Genomic DNA, 19,984 nt, shown 5'->3' with positions numbered 1-19,984 from the left:
GCGCCACGGAGATAATCCCGGGCAACGCGTTCAGATAAGTGGAATGGGCAACGAAGCCCAGTCGACACAGGAGCCGCCTGAAAGATGAAGAGTATGAGTTCCACCTCGCTGTATGCCGCCATCGACCTTGGCTCCAATAGTTTTCATATGTTGGTGGTGCGCGAGGTGGCAGGCAGTATTCAAACGCTGAGCCGCATTAAGCGCAAGGTGCGTCTGGCCGCTGGCCTGAATAGCGATAATGCGCTCTCCGCGGAAGCGATGGAGCGCGGCTGGCAGTGCTTACGCCTGTTTGCAGAGCGTTTGCAGGATATTCCTTCGGCGCAAATTCGCGTCGTCGCCACCGCCACCCTGCGTCTGGCGGTCAACGCCGGCGAGTTTCTGGCGAAAGCGCAGGAAATCCTCGGTTGCCCCGTCCAGGTGATTAGCGGTGAAGAAGAAGCCCGCCTAATCTACCAGGGCGTAGCCCATACCACCGGCGGCGCCGATCAGCGTCTGGTGGTGGATATCGGCGGCGCCAGTACTGAACTGGTGACCGGCACCGGCGCGCAAACCACCTCGCTGTTCAGCCTGTCGATGGGCTGCGTCACCTGGCTTGAACGCTACTTCGCCGACCGTAGTCTGACTAAAGAAAACTTCGATCTCGCTGAAGCGGCGGCGCGCGATGTGCTGCGTCCGATCGCCGATGTCCTGCGTTATCACGGCTGGAAAGTGTGCGTCGGCGCTTCAGGCACCGTGCAGGCGCTGCAGGAAATTATGATGGCGCAGGGAATGGATGAGCGCATCACCCTCAGCAAGCTACAGCAGCTTAAGCAGCGCGCCATCCAGTGCGGCCGACTCGAAGAGCTGGAAATCGAAGGGCTGACGCTCGAACGCGCCCTGGTTTTTCCGAGCGGCCTTGCCATTCTGATTGCTATCTTTAGCGAACTGAATATTCAGTGCATGACGCTGGCTGGCGGCGCCTTACGCGAAGGGCTGGTCTACGGCATGTTGCACCTTTCCGTCGATCAGGATATTCGTAGCCGCACGCTGCGTAATATTCAGCGGCGCTTTATGATCGATACTGAACAGGCGCAACGGGTTGCTAATCTGGCCACCCATCTGGTGGATCAACTGGAAAGCGGCTGGGAGCTGGATCCGCTTAGCCGCGATTTACTCGTCAGCGCCTGCGCGCTTCATGAAATTGGCCTGAGCGTTGATTTTAAACGCGCGCCGCAGCACGCCGCCTATCTGGTCAATAACCTCGACCTACCCGGCTTCACCCCGGCGCAAAAGAAGCTCATCGCCACGCTGCTGCTCAACCAGACTAACGCCATCGACCTTTCTTCGCTCCATCAGCAAAACGCGGTACCGCCGCGTGTTGCCGAACATCTGTGTCGCCTGCTGCGACTGGCGATTCTGTTTGCCAGCCGCCGGCGCGACGATCTCCTGCCAACCATTCAGCTTACCGCCGACGACGAAAAACTGACGCTGACGCTGCCGGATGACTGGCTGGAAGAACATCCGCTGGGCCGGGAAATGGTCGAGCAAGAGTGCCAGTGGCAAAGCTATGTCCACTGGGCGCTGTTGATCAACGACGACGCGGCGAGGTAATTTCCGGCCAGGAGGGCGCATGCGGGAAGAACTGGATTTCAAATCACTACGCTTTTTCTCCGCGCTCTACCGTTTGGGGAATGTCTCTCCGGCGGCGGAAGCGCTTGATATCAGCCAGCCAACCGGAAGCCTGCTGCTAAAAAAGCTACGCGAGCACTTTGACGACCCGCTATTTGTGCGCGTTGGTCAACGAATGGCGCCAACGCCGCGCGCGGACGCTATCGCCCCCACTATTTTTACTCTGCTGCAATTGGCCGATACCGATCTGGCGGCTAAGCCGGAATTTATCCCACAAGAGAGCAACCGTAACTTCACCATCGGCATGACCGATATCAGCCAGATGACGCTTCTTCCTTTGCTGCAAAGCCAGATCCAACGGCTGGAAGCCAGCGACATCACCTTTACGGTGCTGAATATTGACGATCAAACGCTTAGCGCGCTGGAATCCGGGAAATGTGATTTGGCGATCGGGTATCTTACCCAGTTGCCGGATAGCGTCTATCAGCAGCATCTGTTCGATCAATCGTATGTTTGTCTGGCAGCGGACAATCATCCGCGCATTCGTCATCATTTCAGCGCCGAAGACTGGCGTCAGGAAAAGCATCTTGCGGTTCGCGTCAACGGCACCGCCCACGGTGATATTGATAAACTGCTCGCGGAACACAGTATGCCGCGACGCATCGCATTGACGCTGCCCAGCTTTTTAGGCGCAGGCGAGCTGGTTGCCGGCAGCGAGATGATCGCGGTGGTGCCGGAACAGCTGGCGCGCCACATCACCAGACGTTACCCCTGCCGCAGCTGGCCGCTGCCTTTCTCACTGGCTAACATCGCGATTCGCCAGGTCTGGCACCAGCGCCTGCACCGCGACCCAGGGCATATCTGGCTGCGCACGCAGATTGTAGGCCTTGCCGCCTCTGGCGGTTCTATTAGCATTTAAATCATAAAAGAATCGGCTGTATTAGTATTACTGATACGCCGTATTCTATTTGGTTTATTGCTGTCAATACGTCAAACATTTTAATCTCCTCGCATCAGTTCATATCGATAGAATAAATAAAGGAACTTATCATGCGCGGAAAAATCGCTTTAGAAGAACATGTATCCACCCCTGAAAATAATCGTTTGTGGGATTCGACCGGCGAAGCTAACCGTAACGGTAGCGAATATATGCAAGATGTTGAACGCCGCCTGCTTGACCGCAGTATTCAGCTCGAAGAGATGGCGCAACGTAATATTGACCACGTAATTCTTTCTCTGACTTCACCCGGCGCGCAATCTATTTTAGATAAAGCCAAAGCGGTCTCTTTCGCTCGCGACACTAACGACTTTATCGTTGATAATTATGTAAAACCGAATCCGGATAAATTTAGCGCTTTCGCCACGCTGGCGTTACAAAACCCGGAAGCGGCGGCGGAAGAGCTGGAGCGCGCGGTGAAAAAACTGGGCATGAAAGGCGCGTTGATTAACGGCTATACCAACGTCAAAGATAACGAACATGGCCTGTATCTTGATGATGAATCCATGTTGGTATTCTGGGATAAAGTTAACGAGTTAAACGTGCCGGTGTACCTGCATCCGCGTGAACCGCTGGAAGGCCCGGCTCGCGGTATTTATACCGGTTACGAAAGCCTGATCGGTTCCGCCTGGGGCTTTGCGCAGGAAACCGCCGTTCACGCTATTCGCCTGATGATGAGCGGCCTGTTCGACCGTTATCCAAACCTTAATCTGGTGCTGGGACACCTCGGTGAAGGGCTGGTACACATGCTGCCGCGCACTCAACATCGTCTCTATCGTCAGCGTTTCGGCTGCGGTTTGGGCAAGGCGGAAAAACCGTTAATGCACTATCTGCAAAATAACTTTATTGTCACCACCAGCGGTCATTTTAATACTCACTCGCTAAATAATGCGATTGAAGTGATGGGTGCCGATCGCGTGATGTTCTCCGTCGATTATCCGTATGAAGATATTCATCAGGCCTGCGACTGGTTTGATCCATTGGAGATGGAAACAGGGCTAAAAGATAAAATAGCCTGGGGCAATGCCAGCCGCGTTTTTAATATCAAATAATTTAAAAAACACGCTTCAGGGTCTGATTTCAGGCCCTGATTTTATTACAGGGAGAATATAGTATGCCGATAGGTATTTTTGTTTGCAGCGGTTCATTACTCGTTGGCGCAATTGCAGGCGCCTCGCTCAACCGATTTATCCCGGACCACTTTAAGAAAACGCTACCGCTTATTTCCGGGTTAATCTCTATCAGTATGGGCGTGTTCTTCCTTAACAAACTGATCAATCTGCCGCCCATTGCGCTGGCCGTTATCATCGGCACGATTATTGGCGGCCTGTTGAATATTGAGAAGTGGATTGAGCGGGCGGGCACCAAACTACGCACGCCCATCGAGCGCATTTTTCCAGGTCAAAACAACGCAGGTGTAGAAGGCGGGGATTTTATGAACCAGTTTATCGCGGTGCTGATCCTGTTCTGCGCTAGCGGTACCGGTATTTTTGGCGCCCTAACCGAAGGGATGACCGGCGACCCGACCATTCTACTGACCAAGTCGATACTCGACTTTTTCACCGCCGCTATTTTCGCTTCCACGCTGGGCTACATTATCACCGCGATTTTTATTCCCCAGCTGATCATCTTCGTGATTCTGTTCTTCGCCGCCACGTTTATTATGACGTTGATAAGCCCATCGATGATCGCTGATTTTACTGCCTGCGGCGGTATTATTATGCTGGCTACCGGTTTTCGGCTTTGCGGTATTCGCCATTTCCCCACCGCCAACATGCTGCCGTCGCTACTGCTGGTGATGCCATTTTCCACCGCCTGGCAGCAGTTTGTCGCCTGAAGTGTTAGCCCTTTTTCGCCTTCGCCAGCATCGCCTTGATATTCGCGACGTTGGCCTGGCCTTTATGCATGCGTTCTTCCGCGGAGATGACTTTTCGCTCCTGCTCCCAAATCAGATCGTCTTGCGGGAGCTCAAGCAGAAAACGGCTCGGCTCCGGGCGCACCAGCTCGCCATACTGACGACGCTCCTTACAGAGCGTAAAGGTCAACTCTTTCTGCGCGCGGGTGATACCCACATAGGCCAGTCGCCGTTCTTCATCGACGTTATCTTCATCGATGCTGCTCTGATGCGGCAGCAATCCCTCTTCCATTCCCACCAGGTATACATACGGGAACTCCAACCCTTTTGAGGCATGCAGGGTCATCAACTGCACCTGATCCAGCTCTTCATCCGATTCGCCGCGTTCCATCATATCGCGCAGGGTAAAGCGGGTAACCACCTGCGTCAGCGTCATCGGCTCATCTATCTCGCTGCCTTCCAGCATTTCGGTCATCCAGGTGAACAGCTGGTTGACGTTTTTCATCCGCATTTCCGCGGCTTTCGGGCTCGGCGAGGTTTCATATAGCCAGGACTCATAATCAATCCCACGAATTAAATCCCGCACGGCATTAACCGGTTCACGCTCGGTCAATTGCTGAATTTCCCGCAGCCAGTGGGTGAAACGAGTGAGGGATTCATACCCGCGCCCGGTCAGCGTTTGGCTTAATCCCATATCAAAGCTGGCGGTGAATAAGCCTTTATTGCGGCTCATCGCCCATTCGCCCAGCTTTTGCAATGTCGCCGGGCCAATCTCTCGCTTTGGCGTATTGACGATACGCAGGAAGGCGCTGTCGTCATCCGGGTTGGTGAGTACGCGCAGATAGGCCAACAGATCTTTAATTTCCGGACGCGAGAAGAACGACGTGCCGCCCGAGATTTTGTACGGGATACGGTTCTGCATCAGCATCTTTTCAAAGACCCGCGACTGGTGATTGCCGCGATAAAGGATGGCGTAATCTTTGTAGTTGGTTTTATTAATAAAGTGGTGAGCAATCAGTTCGCCTGCGACGCGTTCCGCTTCATGATCTTCGTTATTGGCGGAGAGCACTTTCAGCTCGGTACCGTAGCCAAGTTCTGAGAACAGCCGCTTTTCAAACACGTGCGGGTTATTGGCGATCAAAATGTTGGCAGCCTTCAGAATACGCCCTGATGAACGGTAGTTCTGTTCAAGCTTGATCACCTGCAGCGCCGGAAAATCCTGGCTTAGCAGCACCAGGTTCTGCGGCCGCGCGCCGCGCCACGAGTAGATCGACTGGTCATCATCACCCACCACGGTAAAGCGCGCGCGCTGCCCCACCAGCAGCTTCACCAGCTCATACTGGCTGGTGTTGGTATCCTGATACTCATCCACCAGCAGATAACGGATCTTGTTCTGCCAACGTTCGCGCACCTCTTCATTACGCTGCAGCAGCAGCGTCGGCAGCAGGATAAGATCGTCAAAATCGAGGACGTTACAGGCCTTCATATGCGCATCATAGAGCCCATAGCAGTGGGCGAAGATGCGGTCCCGTTCGCCTTTCGCGCCAGCCGCCGCCTGCGCCGGCGTTTTCAGATCGTTTTTCCAGTTGGAGATCGTCGAGATCAGCTGCTGCAACACCACTTTGTCATCTTCGATCAACCCTTCGGTGAGCTCTTTCAGCAGCGCGACCTGGTCAGTATCATCGAACAAGGAAAAGTTAGATTTCATTCCCAGCGCGGCGTATTCACGTTTGATGATATCCAGCCCCAGGGTGTGGAAGGTGGAAATCATCAGCCCGCGCGCCTCTTTACGCCCCAGCGTTTGCCCGACGCGCTCTTTCATTTCGCGCGCGGCCTTGTTAGTAAAGGTGACGGCCGCGATATGGCGCGCCTGATAACCGCAGCCGCGGATCAGGTGGGCGATTTTATTCGTAATAACGCGGGTCTTACCGGAACCGGCGCCCGCCAGCACCAGGCACGGTCCGGTAACGAATTCGACGGCTTGTTGTTGGCCAGGGTTTAAACGCATGGGAATATTGCTCAATCTTCGAACGGGGTGTGGATTGTAGCAGAAAGCGAGGCTGAGATTTACCGGCTGATGGTAAAGTGTCAGCCACGCAATTTATCCTGAGGCTCTGGTTATGGCAAAAAGCGCAGCGGCCCTGCATATTCTGGTCAAAGAAGAAAAACTGGCACACGAGATCCTCGCCAAGCTGGAACGAGGCGTCAGCTTCGATCATCTGGCGAAGCGCTACTCAAAATGTCCGTCCGGACGTCATGGCGGCGATCTGGGGGAGTTCCAGCAGGGCGCGATGGTCGCTCCGTTTGATAAAGCCGTGTTCAGCTGTCCGCTGCTCAAACCCTATGGCCCGGTACAAACCAAATTTGGCTACCATATCATCAAGGTGCTGTATCGCCGCTAGCGCGTGTTACTATGGCGCCCTGATTTATCCCAACTCAATCAAGGCGCAATCATGGCTAAAACAGCGGCAGCACTGCATATCCTGGTAAAAGAAGAGAAACTAGCTCTCGATCTGCTTGAGCAGCTTAAAAACGGCGCCGACTTCGGCAAGCTGGCGAAAAAACACTCTATCTGCCCGTCAGGAAAACGCGGCGGCGATCTGGGCGAATTCCGCCAGGGCCAGATGGTTCCGGCATTCGATAAAGTGGTCTTCTCCTGCCCTGAACTGGAGCCAACCGGCCCGCTGCATACCCAGTTCGGTTACCACATCATCAAAGTGCTGTACCGGAAATAAACAACAAGGCCTTCTCAAAGAGAAGGCCTTTAATGTTTGCCCCCTCTCCCTGTGGGAGAGGGTTGGGGTGAGGGCATCCGCCCGCACCTTTTGTTTTATCAGCCGGCAACCGCGATACGCTTCATATCGGTCATATACCCGCGCAGTTTTTTACCCACCGCTTCGATAGCGTGGCTGCGAATTGCTTCGTTCACGTCGCGCAGCTGAGCGTTATCTACCGCGCCTTCGGCAATCGCTTTACCCAGGTCGCCGGTCTGCAGGGTAGTCATGAACTCTTTCAGCAGCGGTACGCAAGCATAAGAGAACAGGTAGTTACCGTACTCCGCGGTATCGGAGATAACCACGTTCATTTCATACAGACGCTTACGGGCGATAGTGTTGGCGATAAGCGGCAGTTCGTGCAGTGATTCGTAGTAAGCGGACTCTTCGATGATGCCGGAATCAACCATGGTTTCGAAAGCCAGCTCAACGCCCGCTTTCACCATCGCAATCATCAGAACGCCTTTATCGAAGTACTCCTGCTCGCCGATTTTACCTTCATACTGCGGCGCGGTTTCGAACGCGGTTTTACCGGTCTCTTCACGCCAGGTCAGCAGTTTTTTGTCGTCGTTCGCCCAGTCAGCCATCATGCCGGAAGAGAATTCGCCGGAGATGATGTCATCCATATGTTTCTGGAACAGCGGCGCCATGATCTCTTTCAGCTGTTCGGACAGCGCGTAAGCGCGCAGTTTCGCCGGGTTAGACAGGCGATCCATCATCAGGGTGATGCCGCCTTGTTTCAGCGCTTCGGTGATGGTTTCCCAGCCGAACTGAATCAGTTTTTCCGCGTAGGCCGGATCGGTACCTTCAGCCACCAGCTTGTCGAAGCACAGCAGAGAACCCGCCTGCAGCATGCCGCAGAGGATGGTCTGCTCGCCCATCAGGTCAGATTTCACTTCCGCCACGAAGGAGGATTCCAGAACACCCGCACGATGGCCGCCGGTCGCCGCTGCCCACGCTTTAGCAATGGCCATACCTTCGCCTTTCGGATCGTTTTCCGGGTGTACGGCGATAAGCGTCGGCACGCCGAAACCGCGTTTGTACTCTTCACGAACTTCGGTACCCGGGCACTTCGGCGCCACCATCACCACGGTGATGTCTTTGCGGATCTGCTCGCCCACTTCAACGATGTTGAAGCCGTGGGAGTAACCCAACGCCGCGCCGTCTTTCATCAGCGGCTGTACGGAACGCACAACGTCAGAGTGCTGTTTGTCCGGAGTCAGGTTGACGACCAGGTCAGCCTGCGGGATCAGCTCTTCATAGGTACCCACTTTGAAGCCGTTTTCCGTCGCTTTACGCCAGGATGCGCGCTTCTCGGCGATCGCTTCTTTACGCAGCGCATAGGAGATATCCAGGCCGGAGTCACGCATGTTCAGCCCCTGGTTCAGGCCCTGCGCGCCACAGCCGACGATGACTACTTTTTTACCCTGAAGATAGCTCGCGCCATCGGCAAATTCATCGCGCCCCATAAAGCGGCATTTGCCCAGCTGAGCCAGCTGCTGGCGCAGATTCAGTGTGTTGAAGTAGTTAGCCATGGTGATACCTCGTGATGTTGTGTTGTCGTGCTTATTGTTCGGTTCGCGTTTTGCGAGAATGAACCCACTATATGACAGGAATTTCGTTGCGAAAATTGATATATTCACAACATCACATTGCAATAACTGCAACGTTATTCTCAGGGGATTGAGCCATGGATTTACGCGATCTGAAAACCTTTCTGCATCTGGCGGAAAGCCGCCATTTTGGCCGCAGCGCGCGGGCTATGCACGTTAGTCCCTCGACGCTTTCGCGACAGATTCAACGCCTCGAAGAGGACCTCGGCCAGCCGCTGTTCGTTCGCGATAATCGCACCGTGACCCTAACCGAGGCCGGCGAAGAACTTCGCACCTTTGCCCAGCAGACTTTACTGCAGTATCAGCAACTGCGTCACGCCATCGACCAGCAGGGGCCGTCGCTCTCCGGCGAGCTACATATTTTCTGCTCCGTGACCGCCGCTTACAGCCATCTGCCGCCGATTCTCGACCGCTTTCGCGCCGCGCATCCCTCAGTAGAGATAAAGTTATCGACTGGCGATGCCGCTGATGCGATGGAAAAAGTGGTCACTGGAGAAGCCGATCTGGCCATTGCCGGTAAGCCGGAGACGCTGCCGGGCTCGGTGGCGTTTTCGATGCTGGAAAATCTTGCGGTAGTGCTGATTGCCCCGGCGTTACCCTGCCCGGTGCGCAATCAGGTGTCGGTCGAACATCCTGACTGGGCAACGGTACCGTTTATCATGGCCGATCAGGGGCCGGTGCGCCGCCGCATCGAGCTGTGGTTCCGCCGCCATAAAATCAGCAATCCATCCATTTACGCCACCGTCGGCGGCCATGAAGCCATGGTATCGATGGTCGCCCTCGGCTGCGGCGTGGCGCTACTGCCGGAAGTGGTGCTGGAAAACAGCCCCGAGCCGGTGCGTAATCGCGTGATGATCCTCGATCGCAGCGATGAGAAAACGCCATTTGAGCTGGGCGTCTGCGCACAAAAAAAGCGGCTGTATGAGCCGCTTATTGATGCGTTCTGGAAAATACTGCCTAACCACTAGCCCGCAAGGAAAAAGCGGAACGCCGGGTTATGGGTTTCGTCATGACACTCGTAGCCCAGTTCATTAAGACGGGTTTCGAAGTCTGGCTCATGCTCGCCAAGCTCAAACGCCGCCAGAACGCGGCCAAAATCGGTGCCGTGGCTACGATAGTGGAACAGCGAAATATTCCAGTGGGTGCCGAGCGTGTGCAGAAACTTAAGCAGCGCGCCAGGTGATTCCGGGAATTCGAAGCTAAACAGGCGCTCCTGCAGCGGTTTAGACGGACGTCCGCCGACCATATAGCGCACGTGCAGCTTCGCCATTTCGTCATCGGAAAGATCGACTACGCTGTAGCCGCCTTCGCTTAGCAGCTCGAGGATCTCTTTGCGCTCATCCAACCCGCGGCTCAGCCGCACGCCAACGAAAATACAGGCATCTTTGGCATCGGCAAAACGGTAGTTGAACTCGGTGACCGAACGGCCGCCCAGTAGCTGACAGAACTTAAGGAAGCTGCCTTTCTCTTCCGGTATCGTCACCGCCAGCAGTGCTTCGCGCTGTTCCCCGAGCTCGCAACGCTCAGAAACGTAGCGTAGTCCGTGGAAGTTGACGTTGGCGCCGGACAGGATGTGAGCCAGACGCTCGCCGCGGATGTTATGCTGGGCGATATACTTTTTCATCCCCGCCAGCGCCAGCGCGCCGGAAGGCTCCGCCACCGCCCGCACATCTTCGAACAGATCTTTCATCGCCGCGCAGATAGCATCGCTATCGACGGTGATGATATCGTCCAGATACTCCTGGCATAAACGGAACGTTTCATCGCCGATGCGCTTCACCGCCACGCCTTCAGCAAACAAACCGACGCGCGGTAGATCCACCGGATGACCGGCATCCAGCGCCGCTTTCAGACACGCCGAATCTTCCGCTTCCACCGCTATCACTTTAATCTGCGGCATCAGCTGCTTGATAAGCACCGCCACGCCTGCCGCCAGACCGCCGCCGCCAACCGGGACGAATACGCGGTCAATGTGGGCATCCTGCTGCAGCAGCTCCAGCGCCAGCGTTCCCTGACCGGCGATCACCATCGGGTGATCGAACGGCGGCACCCAGGTAAAACCCTGCTGCTGCGCCAGCTCAATCGCGCGGGCTTTCGCTTCGTCAAAGTTGGCGCCGTGCAGCAGCACTTCGCCGCCGAAGCCGCGAACGGCATCGACTTTGATATCGGCGGTCGCTACCGGCATCACGATCAGCGCCTTAACACCCAGCCGGGATGCGGAAAACGCCACGCCCTGCGCATGATTACCCGCCGAAGCGGTGATCACGCCATTTGATTTTTGTTCCGCCGTCAGGCCGGACATCATCGCGTAAGCGCCGCGCAGCTTAAAGCTATGCACCGGCTGGCGGTCTTCGCGTTTCACCAGAATCACGTTATCCAGCCGCGAAGAGAGCTTATCCATTTTTTGCAGCGGCGTTTTCTGCACCGCTTCATAAACCGGCGCGCGCAGTACCGCCCGGAGATACTCCGCCCCCTCAGGGGCGGCGGATAGGGGTTGCGATTCGGCCATTATTAACCCCCAAGTTTTGATTTATCGCGCACGGCGCCCTTGTCGGCACTGGTCGCGAGGCTGGCATAAGCGCGCAGCGCGAAGGAGACCTGGCGCTCGCGGTCTTTCGGCGTCCACGCCTTATCGCCACGCGCTTCTTGCGCTTCGCGACGGGCGGCGATTTCGGCATCGCTGAGCTGCAGCTGAATACCGCGGTTAGGAATATCGATAGCAATCATGTCGCCATCTTCGATGATAGCGATGTTGCCGCCGCTCGCCGCTTCCGGCGATACGTGGCCGATGGAAAGCCCGGAGGTGCCGCCGGAGAAACGGCCATCGGTGATCAACGCGCACGCTTTGCCAAGACCCATGGACTTCAGGAAGGTGGTCGGATAGAGCATCTCCTGCATTCCTGGCCCGCCTTTCGGCCCTTCATAACGAATAACCACGACATCGCCTTCCACGACTTTGCCGCCGAGGATGGCCTCAACCGCTTCGTCCTGACTTTCATAAACTTTCGCCGGGCCGGTAAATTTCAGGATGCTATCGTCCACGCCGGCGGTTTTGACGATACAGCCGTTTTCGGCAAAGTTACCGTACAGCACCGCCAGGCCACCGTCTTTACTATAGGCATGCTCCAGAGAACGGATACATCCCTCGGCGCGATCGTCATCCAGCGTATCCCAGCGGCAATCCTGCGAGAACGCCTGGGTGGTACGGATCCCCGCCGGGCCGGCGCGGAACATTTTTTTCACCGCGTCGTCCTGAGTCACCATCACATCGTACTGTTCCAGGGTCTGCGGCAGCGTCAGGCCAAGAACGTTTTTAACATCGCGGTTGAGTAACCCCGCGCGATCCAGCTCGCCGAGGATCCCCAGCACGCCGCCGGCTCGATGCACGTCTTCCATATGGTATTTCTGCGTACTCGGCGCCACTTTACACAGCTGCGGCACTTTGCGGGACAGCTTGTCGATATCACTCATGGTGAAGTCGATTTCGGCTTCCTGCGCCGCCGCCAGCAGATGCAGAACGGTATTGGTTGAGCCGCCCATTGCGATATCGAGAGTCATGGCGTTTTCGAATGCCGCCTTGCTGGCGATATTACGCGGCAGCGCGGAGGCGTCGTCCTGCTCGTAGTAGCGTTTAGTCAGTTCAACGATACGTTTACCGGCGTTGAGGAACAGCGCTTTACGGTCGGCATGGGTCGCCAGCAGAGAACCATTACCCGGCTGCGACAGGCCTAATGCTTCGGTCAGGCAGTTCATTGAGTTCGCGGTGAACATCCCCGAGCACGAACCGCAGGTCGGACAGGCGGAACGCTCCACCTGTTCGCTCTGATCGTCAGAGACTTTCGGGTCTGCCCCCTGGATCATGGCATCAACCAGATCCAACTTGATGATTTTGTCAGACAGCTTGGTTTTCCCGGCTTCCATCGGACCGCCGGAGACAAAGATCACCGGAATATTCAATCGCAGGGAGGCCATCAGCATCCCCGGGGTGATTTTGTCGCAGTTGGAGATACAAACCATGGCATCGGCGCAGTGGGCGTTAACCATGTACTCGACTGAATCGGCGATGAGCTCGCGGGATGGCAGTGAATAGAGCATACCCCCGTGACCCATGGCGATCCCATCATCCACTGCGATGGTGTTGAATTCTTTAGCGACGCCGCCCGCAGCTTCAATTTGCTCGGCAACCAGTTTGCCGAGATCGCGCAGATGCACGTGCCCAGGTACAAACTGGGTAAAGGAGTTAACAACGGCGATGATCGGTTTGCCGAAATCGGCATCGGTCATCCCGGTTGCGCGCCACAGCGCGCGGGCGCCCGCCATATTGCGGCCATGTGTGGTGGTGGCGGAACGGTACTTAGGCATGCTCTTTTTACTCCCATCTCTGTTTATGCAATGGGACGGTGCGTGCCGTCCCATTTTTAATCACTTACTTACCGGATCCAGCCAGCCCCATTTATCTTCCGTTTCACCGGTGAAGAGGCCAAAGAAGGCTTCCTGAATGCGTTTGGTCACCGGGCCGCGGCGGCCTGCGCCGACCTGGATACCGTCAACGCTGCGTACCGGCGTGATTTCCGCAGCGGTACCGGACATGAACACTTCATCCGCCAGGTACAGAGATTCGCGGGACAGCACCTGCTCGCGGACTTCGATACCGAGATCTTTCGCCAGTTTGATGATGGCGTCGCGGGTGATACCCGGCAGCGCGGAAGAGGTAAACGGCGGAGTAAACAGCACGCCATCTTTCACCTCAAACAGGTTTTCGCCTGCGCCTTCGGAGATATAGCCGTTAACGTCCAGCGCGATACCTTCCTGATAACCGTGACGACGCGCTTCGCTGCCGACCAGCAGAGAGGAGAGATAGTTGCCGCCCGCTTTCGCTGCGGTTGGGATGGTGTTAGGCGCCGCGCGGTTCCAGGAAGAAACCATCGCATCGATCCCCTGCTCCAGCGCTTCTGCGCCAAGGTATGCACCCCACGGGAACGCCGCGATGATAACGTCGGTTTTGTAACCGTCCGGCGGGTTAACGCCCATGCCAACATCGCCAACAAACACCAGCGGACGGATATAAGCGCTGGTCAGTTTATTGGTACGAATAACTTCGCGGCAGGCTTCCATCAGCTCGTCAACGCTCTGAGAAACCGGGAAACGGTAGATTTTGGCTGAATCATGCAGACGCTGCATGTGTTCACGATGGCGGAACACCACTGGCCCTTTGTGAGAATCGTAGCAGCGGATACCTTCGAATACCGAAGTCCCGTAGTGCAACGCGTGGGACATGACGTGTACTTTCGCCTCGCCCCATGGGGTCATCTCGCCATTGAACCAAATGTAATCAGCTTTCTTCGTCGTCATTTTTTTTATTCCTCTGCGCTCAGGCGCGGATTTGTTGTGATGTGGGTTGCTGGATCTCGACGCAGGCGACGTCGACCAGTTTGCGTAACTGACTAAACAGTAATTCGACGGGCCGCTGACTGGCAACGGTCAGTTCGATATTTATGTTTTGCGCATCCGACGCGGTTTCCATATTCATTGAGCAAATTTGAAAACCGCGATGGCGCACCACGCGCAGCACGCGTTCTAAGGTTTCGGGGTTGAAGCGAGCCTGTAAAGCGACCTGATGTTGCATCATGATAATTTCTCCAGCATTTCTGCATTACTGGCGCCGGGCGGCACCAACGGCCAGACATTCTCAAGTTCATCGATTGAGACATGAAGCAGGTATGGCCCCTGGCTCGAAAGCATGGTGTCGAGTGCCGCTTCAACCTGGTCTTTACGGGTGATGTGCTGGCCTGGAATGCCAAAGGCGCTGGCCAGCGTAAGAAAATCAGGATTATCGGTAAGCGTGGTTTCGCTGTAACGCTCCTGGAAAAACAGCTGCTGCCACTGGCGAACCATGCCTAAACGTTGGTTATCCAGCAGCACGATTTTCAACGGTAACTGCTTACGTTTAACGGTGCCCAGCTCCTGCACGTTCATCATGAAAGAGCCATCGCCGGAGATACAGATAACCGTATCGTCCGGGCGGGCCACCTGCGCGCCAACGGCTGCCGGCAGACCAAAACCCATGGTGCCCAGGCCGCTGGAAGTGATGAAGTTTTCCGGGCGGGTATAGGTCATGTGCTGGGCCGACCACATTTGGTGCTGGCCGACATCGGTCGTCACGACGCAATCCGTCGGTTTGCGATCGGAAAGCTGCTTGAGCAACAGCGGCGCGTAGATTGCCTCGCCGGGATGATCGTAACGCCAGGCGTGCTCCGCGCGCAGCTGTGCGTTGTGCTCGCGCCACGCATCAATGGCCAACGGCTGCTGCAATGCTGGCAGCATGGCGTTTAAATCTCCGGTTAAGGCGACGTGCGCCTGGCGCAGTTTGTTCAGCTCGGCCGGGTCAATATCCATATGGATTACTTTGGCGTGCGGGGCAAAGGTATTCAGCTTGCCGGTAACCCGGTCATCAAAACGGGCGCCGACGGCGATTAATAAATCGCACTCCTGCACCGCCAGGTTTGCTGCCTTGGTTCCGTGCATACCCAGCATGCCAAGGTAATACGGATAATCCGCGGCGACGGCGCCCAACCCTTTCAGAGTGCAGGTTACCGGCATCTGCGTCACCGCCAGAAATTCGCGCACGGCCGGTACCGCCTGTGCCATTCCAACACCGCCGCCCACGTACAGCATCGGCTTGTGGGACTGCGCAAGCATCGCTAACGCCTGCTCGACTTGTGTGTGCGGGAACTCAACATCATCAGGGACGGTGGAGAAATGCGGATCTAATTCGCCTTTAGCCAACTGGATATCTTTTGGAATATCAACCAGTACCGGGCCAGGACGGCCTGAGTTTGCCACCTGGAAAGCTTCCGCAATCACGCGCGGCAGCTCTTCCAACGACTGCACGAGGAAACTGTGTTTGGTGCAGGCCAGCGACAAACCGAGAACGTCCACTTCCTGAAAAGCATCGGTGCCGATAAACGGCGCCGCCACTTGACCGGTGATGGCGACAACAGGTACAGAATCAAGTAACGCGTCAGCCAAACCGGTGATCAGGTTGGTGGCGCCAGGGCCGGAAGTGGCGATGCAAACTCCAGTTTTGCCGGTCGCGCGGGCATAACCGATGGCGGCCATTGCGGCGCCTTGCTCGTGCCGACACAGCAGGTGTTCCACGCCGCCGTCATACAAAGCATCGTAAACCGGCATAATCGCGCCACCCGGATAGCCAAATACCGTGTCGACACCCTGTGTTCGCAAAGCATGTACCACCCACTGCGCCCCGTTCATAGTTACTTCCCCGTCATAGATCGGGAGAAACAGAATTTTATGCTAAAACCCATATTCTGCTCCTCGCTTATGTTTTTTAAGTTATAAAAAAACCCCCGGACCTTTCGGTGCGGGGGTCTTAGTTCGTTAAGGCTTGATTTCTAAGCCTTTCCTCGTCCAAGTGCAGCCCCGCACGGTGGGATAATAATCACCACCACGCTAATCACGACCAGGCTAATCACTCGTAGAAGGGCTGTCATTTTCTGTTCTTTCTGGCTTCTTGTTCGAAGGAATACCTAAAGAGTTACCACAGACATCACATTAAGCACAAGATTTTTTTATGTTCTATTTTCTGATCTTGCTAACGATTTTTATTAAACCAGTTGTTTTTAAAAAGAAAAAAATTAAATGAAAAAAATTCAGCTTATTCTCGCTTTTGCATCCGTGTTTTACGGCATTAAAACGGCGTCATGACGGATTTGCGCGCGCACTTCGAAAACAATGAAAATGCAAAACTTTGCAGACAATTGTCTGGAACAGGCAGCGTAAAGTTAAACATTCATAGGTTCATGAAACCACAGAAATAGACATAATCATTCCGCTCAGGAGGCGTTATGTCACTCGCAATTGTCTATACCCGCGCGGCGCTCGGGGTCAGCGCGCCGCTAATTACCGTCGAAGTCCATATCAGCAACGGACTCCCCGGTTTGACGATGGTAGGTCTGCCGGAAACCACGGTAAAGGAAGCCCGCGATCGGGTACGTAGCGCCATTATTAACAGCGGCTACAGCTATCCGGCAAAGAAGATAACCATAAACCTTGCGCCAGCCGATCTGCCGAAAGAGGGTGGAAGATATGATTTACCTATCGCTCTCGCGCTCCTGGTCGCTTCGCAGCAGCTTGCCGCATCGAAACTTAATCAGTATGAGTTTATTGGCGAATTGGCGCTTACAGGCGCGTTACGCGGCGTTCCTGGGGCAATATCCAGCGCCATGGAAGCGATAAAAGCCGGAAGGCAGATTGTCGTTGCTGGAGATAACGCCGAAGAGGTCGGCTTGATTAACGGCAATGAGTGCCTTATAGCAGGGCACCTGCAGGAAGTCTGCGCGTTTCTGGAAGGGAAACATACTCTGCATCCGCCGGCAGGCGAAATAACAGCGGGAGACGACGATTATGACGATCTCGGCGATGTCATTGGCCAACAGCAGGGAAAACGCGCGCTGGAGATAGTCGCAGCGGGCGGTCACAATTTACTCTTGATGGGTCCACCGGGTACAGGAAAGACGATGCTCGCCAGCCGTTTGCCGGGGATTTTACCGCCGCTAAGCAACCAGGAAGCGTTGGAAAGCGCGGCCATCCTCAGCCTCGTCAATGCTCATTACGTCACGCGTCAGTGGCGTCGGCGGCCTTTTCGCGCCCCTCACCATAGCGCGTCGCTAACGGCGATGGTCGGCGGCGGCTCAATCCCGGCCCCTGGAGAGATCTCTCTCGCGCATAACGGTATTCTGTTTCTTGATGAACTACCTGAATTCGAGCGTCGGGTTCTGGATGCACTACGAGAGCCCATTGAATCAGGAAAAATTCATCTTTCCCGCACTCGGGCTAAGATTGACTATCCTGCGCGATTTCAGCTGATTGCCGCCATGAATCCCAGCCCAACAGGACATTACCAGGGTCAGCATAATCGGGCCACACCGGAACAGACCCTGCGCTACCTGGGCCGATTGTCAGGGCCATTTCTCGACCGCTTCGATCTCTCGCTTGAGATTCCACTTCCTCCACCGGGCGTATTAAGCCGGGGTGGCGTTGGCGAAGAGCGAAGCGCCACCATTCGTCTACGGGTATTCGCGGCGCGCGGCAGACAGATCGCACGGCAGAATAAACTTAATGCACAACTGGATAGCGGGGAGATAAAAGTCTGGTGCAAGCTGAAAGAAGACGACGCTATTTGGCTGGAACAGACGCTCTCAGCGTTAGGGCTCTCAATCCGCGCATGGCAACGTTTACTGAAAGTTGCGCGTACTATCGCCGATCTGAATGAGGATAGGGATATCGAACGTCATCATTTGCAGGAGGCGCTAAGCTACCGGGCTATCGACCGTATGTTAAATCACCTGCAGACGCTGATGGCATAAAAAAAGGGCTTTCGCCCTTTTTTTTAATCGTCGCTTTCAGTGTAGTCTTCAGCGCCTTCAACCTGCGGCTTGCCGCCAGATAAAGTATGAAAACGCTTCGGACGTTTGATTCGCGCCATATACTTAATCCAAACGCGTTCCGCTTCGGTTACCGGCTCACGTTCGCCGTGGCATACCGCAACGAATTGTTTTTCATCTTCGGTAACAGGCTCGCGTTTACCCAATTCCAGCTCATTAAAGGCGTAACCATGACGTTCAAGCAGTTGCGCCTCTTTGATGGTGAAATCACCGTGACGGGAGAACCCGCGTGGATAATTTTTATTGTCGAAAAAACGATTAGTCGTCGTAAAGCTTTCCGCCATCCTACACGCTCCTGATTCTTTGGCCGAGCTATTTATGGCGCGGAGTATTAGTTACGCTTGACAGAGCGTCAAACAAAACATTTAAATCATCACGACAAATAATTTTGCGGAGAAGAGTGTGGACACGGAATTGCTCAAAACTTTCCTTGAAGTGAGCAGAACTCGCCACTTTGGCCGGGCAGCGGAAGCGCTTTATTTAACACAATCAGCGGTTAGCTTCCGCATTCGTCAGTTGGAGAACCAGCTGGGCGTAAATTTATTCACCCGCCATCGTAACAATATTCGTCTGACGTCAGCCGGCGAAAAGCTCCTGCCCTATGCAGAAACGTTGATGAATACCTGGCAGGCCGCGCGTAAGGAGGTCGCCCACTCTTCTCGCCATAATGAATTTTCGATCGGCGCCAGCGCGTCGCTATGGGAATGCCTGTTGAACGGTTGGCTGGGAACGCTCTACAAAGATCCCTATAACCTGCAATTTGAGGCGCGGATAGCCCAGCGCCAGTCGTTAGTTAAGCAGTTGCATGAACGCCAGCTCGATCTCCTGATCACCACAGAATCACCGAAGATGGATGAATTAAGCAGCCAGTTATTGGGTCATTTCACCCTGGCGCTCTATTGTGCCGCACCGGGAAAAAATAAGAATGATTTGAACTATCTGCGACTGGAATGGGGGCCGGATTTCCAGCAAAACGAAGTGGGTTTGATCGGCAGTGATGATGTACCCCTGTTGACGACGAGTTCCGCAGAACTGGCTTATCAGCAACTCAGTACGCTGAATGGTTGTACATGGTTACCCGTTAGTTGGGCACAGCAGAAAACCGGCCTGCACACGGTGACCGATAGCGCGACGCTTTCACGTCCTCTGTATGCCATCTGGCTACAAAATAGCGATAAGCAGGCCCATATTCGCGAGATTCTGAAAAGCAGCATCCTGGAATAGCGATCTGACTCCATGGACGGAGTGACAAAACAACAGGAAAGGCAGAGTAAGAGGAGAAATTAAAGACAAAAAAAATCCTTTGCCGAAGCAAAGGATTATATATGGCAGGGGCGGAGAGACTCGAACTCGCGACACCCGGTTTTGGAGACCGGTGCTCTACCAACTGAGCTACGCCCCTAAATCTTTCTCGCTATTAAGCCCGCTAATATAGCAGGCTTAATATAAATAAGTGGCGGAACGGACGGGACTCGAACCCGCGACCCCCTGCGTGACAGGCAGGTATTCTAACCGACTGAACTACCGCTCCACCGAATTTTTTCTACATCTACCGGTTTAATGCCCCGGTTTTACTGCAAATTTGATGCCTGGCAGTTCCCTACTCTCACATGGGGAGACCCCACACTACCATCGGCGCTACGGCGTTTCACTTCTGAGTTCGGCATGGGGTC

The 19,984-nt window shown here is 54.9% G+C and carries 18 protein-coding genes, 2 tRNA genes and 1 rRNA gene; 9 read left to right on the top strand and 12 right to left on the bottom strand.

Translation table 11 applies throughout. The features are described 5' to 3' along the window. The first annotated feature begins 84 nt into the window (after positions 1–84). The 4 genes from gppA (at position 85) to PGR79_RS22575 (ending at position 4,442) form a co-directional block, all read left to right on the top strand. Positions 85–1,590, top strand: a complete 1,506-nt coding sequence (gene gppA, locus PGR79_RS22590) for a guanosine-5'-triphosphate,3'-diphosphate diphosphatase (protein WP_183269039.1) — start codon at positions 85–87, stop codon at positions 1,588–1,590. A 19-nt stretch (positions 1,591–1,609) separates the two neighbouring features. Next, the gene (locus PGR79_RS22585; protein ID WP_087858713.1) at positions 1,610–2,527 is read left to right on the top strand and encodes a LysR family transcriptional regulator; all 918 of its coding nucleotides are present in this window, start codon (positions 1,610–1,612) and stop codon (positions 2,525–2,527) included. Between the two features lie 131 nt (positions 2,528–2,658). Beyond that, the gene (locus PGR79_RS22580; protein WP_087858714.1) at positions 2,659–3,657 is read left to right on the top strand and encodes an amidohydrolase family protein; all 999 of its coding nucleotides are present in this window, start codon (positions 2,659–2,661) and stop codon (positions 3,655–3,657) included. A 62-nt stretch (positions 3,658–3,719) separates the two neighbouring features. Further along, positions 3,720–4,442: a DUF554 domain-containing protein gene (locus tag PGR79_RS22575; RefSeq protein WP_113374964.1), complete on the top strand. Its 723-nt coding sequence runs from the start codon at positions 3,720–3,722 to the stop codon at positions 4,440–4,442. A gap of 4 nt (positions 4,443–4,446) precedes the next feature. Here PGR79_RS22575 and rep read toward each other — a convergent pair whose 3' ends face one another. Then, a complete protein-coding gene (gene rep / locus PGR79_RS22570) occupies positions 4,447–6,468 on the bottom strand; it encodes a DNA helicase Rep (protein WP_045367558.1) in 2,022 nt (673 codons plus the stop codon). A gap of 112 nt (positions 6,469–6,580) precedes the next feature. Between rep and ppiC (PGR79_RS22565) the strand changes: the two genes are divergently transcribed. Continuing rightward, positions 6,581–6,862, top strand: coding sequence for a peptidylprolyl isomerase PpiC (gene ppiC / locus PGR79_RS22565; protein ID WP_032709514.1), 282 nt, complete (start codon positions 6,581–6,583; stop codon positions 6,860–6,862). A 51-nt stretch (positions 6,863–6,913) separates the two neighbouring features. Continuing rightward, positions 6,914–7,195: a peptidylprolyl isomerase PpiC gene (gene ppiC / locus PGR79_RS22560; RefSeq protein ID WP_002883180.1), complete on the top strand. Its 282-nt coding sequence runs from the start codon at positions 6,914–6,916 to the stop codon at positions 7,193–7,195. 98 nt (positions 7,196–7,293) lie between these two features. On the opposite strand, the gene ilvC is transcribed toward ppiC (PGR79_RS22560), so the two are convergent. Next, a complete protein-coding gene (gene ilvC, locus PGR79_RS22555) occupies positions 7,294–8,769 on the bottom strand; it encodes a ketol-acid reductoisomerase (protein WP_015703965.1) in 1,476 nt (491 codons plus the stop codon). A gap of 155 nt (positions 8,770–8,924) precedes the next feature. On the opposite strand from ilvC, the gene ilvY reads away from it, so the two are divergent. Then, a complete protein-coding gene (gene ilvY / locus PGR79_RS22550) occupies positions 8,925–9,815 on the top strand; it encodes an HTH-type transcriptional activator IlvY (protein WP_080924841.1) in 891 nt (296 codons plus the stop codon). On the opposite strand, the gene ilvA is transcribed toward ilvY, so the two are convergent. The 6 genes from ilvA to ilvL form a co-directional block, all read right to left on the bottom strand. Further along, the gene (ilvA, locus tag PGR79_RS22545; protein ID WP_080924842.1) at positions 9,812–11,356 is read right to left on the bottom strand and encodes a threonine ammonia-lyase, biosynthetic; all 1,545 of its coding nucleotides are present in this window, start codon (positions 11,354–11,356) and stop codon (positions 9,812–9,814) included. The two genes, ilvY and ilvA, sit on opposite strands and share 4 nt — an antisense overlap. Before the next feature lie 2 nt (positions 11,357–11,358). Then, entirely contained in the window at positions 11,359–13,209 is a 1,851-nt protein-coding gene (gene ilvD / locus PGR79_RS22540) for a dihydroxy-acid dehydratase (RefSeq protein ID WP_015368896.1), read from the bottom strand. A gap of 60 nt (positions 13,210–13,269) precedes the next feature. Then, positions 13,270–14,199: a branched-chain amino acid transaminase gene (locus PGR79_RS22535; protein ID WP_008807980.1), complete on the bottom strand. Its 930-nt coding sequence runs from the start codon at positions 14,197–14,199 to the stop codon at positions 13,270–13,272. A 19-nt stretch (positions 14,200–14,218) separates the two neighbouring features. Beyond that, a complete protein-coding gene (ilvM, locus tag PGR79_RS22530; RefSeq protein WP_015368897.1) occupies positions 14,219–14,476 on the bottom strand; it encodes an acetolactate synthase 2 small subunit in 258 nt (85 codons plus the stop codon). Beyond that, a complete protein-coding gene (ilvG, locus tag PGR79_RS22525; RefSeq protein ID WP_087858717.1) occupies positions 14,473–16,119 on the bottom strand; it encodes an acetolactate synthase 2 catalytic subunit in 1,647 nt (548 codons plus the stop codon). The genes ilvM and ilvG overlap by 4 nt, the downstream gene beginning before the upstream one ends. Before the next feature lie 140 nt (positions 16,120–16,259). Beyond that, on the bottom strand, positions 16,260–16,358 hold the full coding sequence (gene ilvL / locus PGR79_RS22520) for an ilv operon leader peptide (RefSeq protein ID WP_001311244.1): 99 nt from the start codon (positions 16,356–16,358) through the stop codon (positions 16,260–16,262). Positions 16,359–16,712: 354 nt separating this feature from the next. Here ilvL and PGR79_RS22515 point away from each other — a divergent pair, with 354 nt between their 5' ends. After that, positions 16,713–18,233 (top strand): YifB family Mg chelatase-like AAA ATPase, encoded by a 1,521-nt coding sequence (locus PGR79_RS22515; protein ID WP_430922544.1) that lies wholly within the window; start codon positions 16,713–16,715, stop codon positions 18,231–18,233. Positions 18,234–18,256: 23 nt separating this feature from the next. On the opposite strand, the gene PGR79_RS22510 is transcribed toward PGR79_RS22515, so the two are convergent. Next, positions 18,257–18,595 (bottom strand): DUF413 domain-containing protein, encoded by a 339-nt coding sequence (locus PGR79_RS22510; RefSeq protein ID WP_015368901.1) that lies wholly within the window; start codon positions 18,593–18,595, stop codon positions 18,257–18,259. Positions 18,596–18,713: 118 nt separating this feature from the next. Here PGR79_RS22510 and hdfR point away from each other — a divergent pair, with 118 nt between their 5' ends. After that, positions 18,714–19,535 (top strand): HTH-type transcriptional regulator HdfR, encoded by an 822-nt coding sequence (gene hdfR / locus PGR79_RS22505; RefSeq protein ID WP_045389306.1) that lies wholly within the window; start codon positions 18,714–18,716, stop codon positions 19,533–19,535. A 102-nt stretch (positions 19,536–19,637) separates the two neighbouring features. On the opposite strand, the gene PGR79_RS22500 is transcribed toward hdfR, so the two are convergent. The 3 genes from PGR79_RS22500 to rrf form a co-directional block, all read right to left on the bottom strand. Continuing rightward, positions 19,638–19,713: transfer RNA gene (locus PGR79_RS22500), tRNA-Trp, on the bottom strand. 52 nt (positions 19,714–19,765) lie between these two features. After that, positions 19,766–19,842 (bottom strand) — tRNA-Asp (locus tag PGR79_RS22495). Between the two features lie 56 nt (positions 19,843–19,898). Beyond that, positions 19,899–19,984, bottom strand: a 5S ribosomal RNA gene (gene rrf, locus PGR79_RS22490); the annotation flags it as partial.

The sequence above is a fragment of the Klebsiella sp. 141161 genome (genome assembly GCF_050600815.1).
GTDB lineage: Bacteria > Pseudomonadota > Gammaproteobacteria > Enterobacterales > Enterobacteriaceae > Klebsiella > Klebsiella aerogenes.
The sequence above is the reverse complement of the archived record's forward strand: the minus strand, read 5'-3'. Positions and strand labels throughout refer to the sequence as shown.

Excerpts from the sequence above, each read along its gene's own strand:
- ilvA (WP_080924842.1), bottom strand. The coding sequence starts at position 11,356 with ATGGCCGAATCGCAACCCCTATCCGCCGCCCCTGAGGGGGCGGAGTAT.
- PGR79_RS22515 (WP_430922544.1), top strand. The coding sequence starts at position 16,713 with ATGTCACTCGCAATTGTCTATACCCGCGCGGCGCTCGGGGTCAGCGCG.
- rep (WP_045367558.1), bottom strand. The coding sequence starts at position 6,468 with ATGCGTTTAAACCCTGGCCAACAACAAGCCGTCGAATTCGTTACCGGA.
- ppiC (WP_002883180.1), top strand. The coding sequence starts at position 6,914 with ATGGCTAAAACAGCGGCAGCACTGCATATCCTGGTAAAAGAAGAGAAA.
- PGR79_RS22535 (WP_008807980.1), bottom strand. The coding sequence starts at position 14,199 with ATGACGACGAAGAAAGCTGATTACATTTGGTTCAATGGCGAGATGACC.
- ilvL (WP_001311244.1), bottom strand. The coding sequence starts at position 16,358 with ATGACAGCCCTTCTACGAGTGATTAGCCTGGTCGTGATTAGCGTGGTG.
- PGR79_RS22575 (WP_113374964.1), top strand. The coding sequence starts at position 3,720 with ATGCCGATAGGTATTTTTGTTTGCAGCGGTTCATTACTCGTTGGCGCA.
- ilvY (WP_080924841.1), top strand. The coding sequence starts at position 8,925 with ATGGATTTACGCGATCTGAAAACCTTTCTGCATCTGGCGGAAAGCCGC.
- ilvM (WP_015368897.1), bottom strand. The coding sequence starts at position 14,476 with ATGATGCAACATCAGGTCGCTTTACAGGCTCGCTTCAACCCCGAAACC.
- ilvD (WP_015368896.1), bottom strand. The coding sequence starts at position 13,209 with ATGCCTAAGTACCGTTCCGCCACCACCACACATGGCCGCAATATGGCG.
- ilvG (WP_087858717.1), bottom strand. The coding sequence starts at position 16,119 with ATGAACGGGGCGCAGTGGGTGGTACATGCTTTGCGAACACAGGGTGTC.
- PGR79_RS22510 (WP_015368901.1), bottom strand. The coding sequence starts at position 18,595 with ATGGCGGAAAGCTTTACGACGACTAATCGTTTTTTCGACAATAAAAAT.
- ppiC (WP_032709514.1), top strand. The coding sequence starts at position 6,581 with ATGGCAAAAAGCGCAGCGGCCCTGCATATTCTGGTCAAAGAAGAAAAA.
- gppA (WP_183269039.1), top strand. The coding sequence starts at position 85 with ATGAAGAGTATGAGTTCCACCTCGCTGTATGCCGCCATCGACCTTGGC.
- PGR79_RS22585 (WP_087858713.1), top strand. The coding sequence starts at position 1,610 with ATGCGGGAAGAACTGGATTTCAAATCACTACGCTTTTTCTCCGCGCTC.
- PGR79_RS22580 (WP_087858714.1), top strand. The coding sequence starts at position 2,659 with ATGCGCGGAAAAATCGCTTTAGAAGAACATGTATCCACCCCTGAAAAT.
- ilvC (WP_015703965.1), bottom strand. The coding sequence starts at position 8,769 with ATGGCTAACTACTTCAACACACTGAATCTGCGCCAGCAGCTGGCTCAG.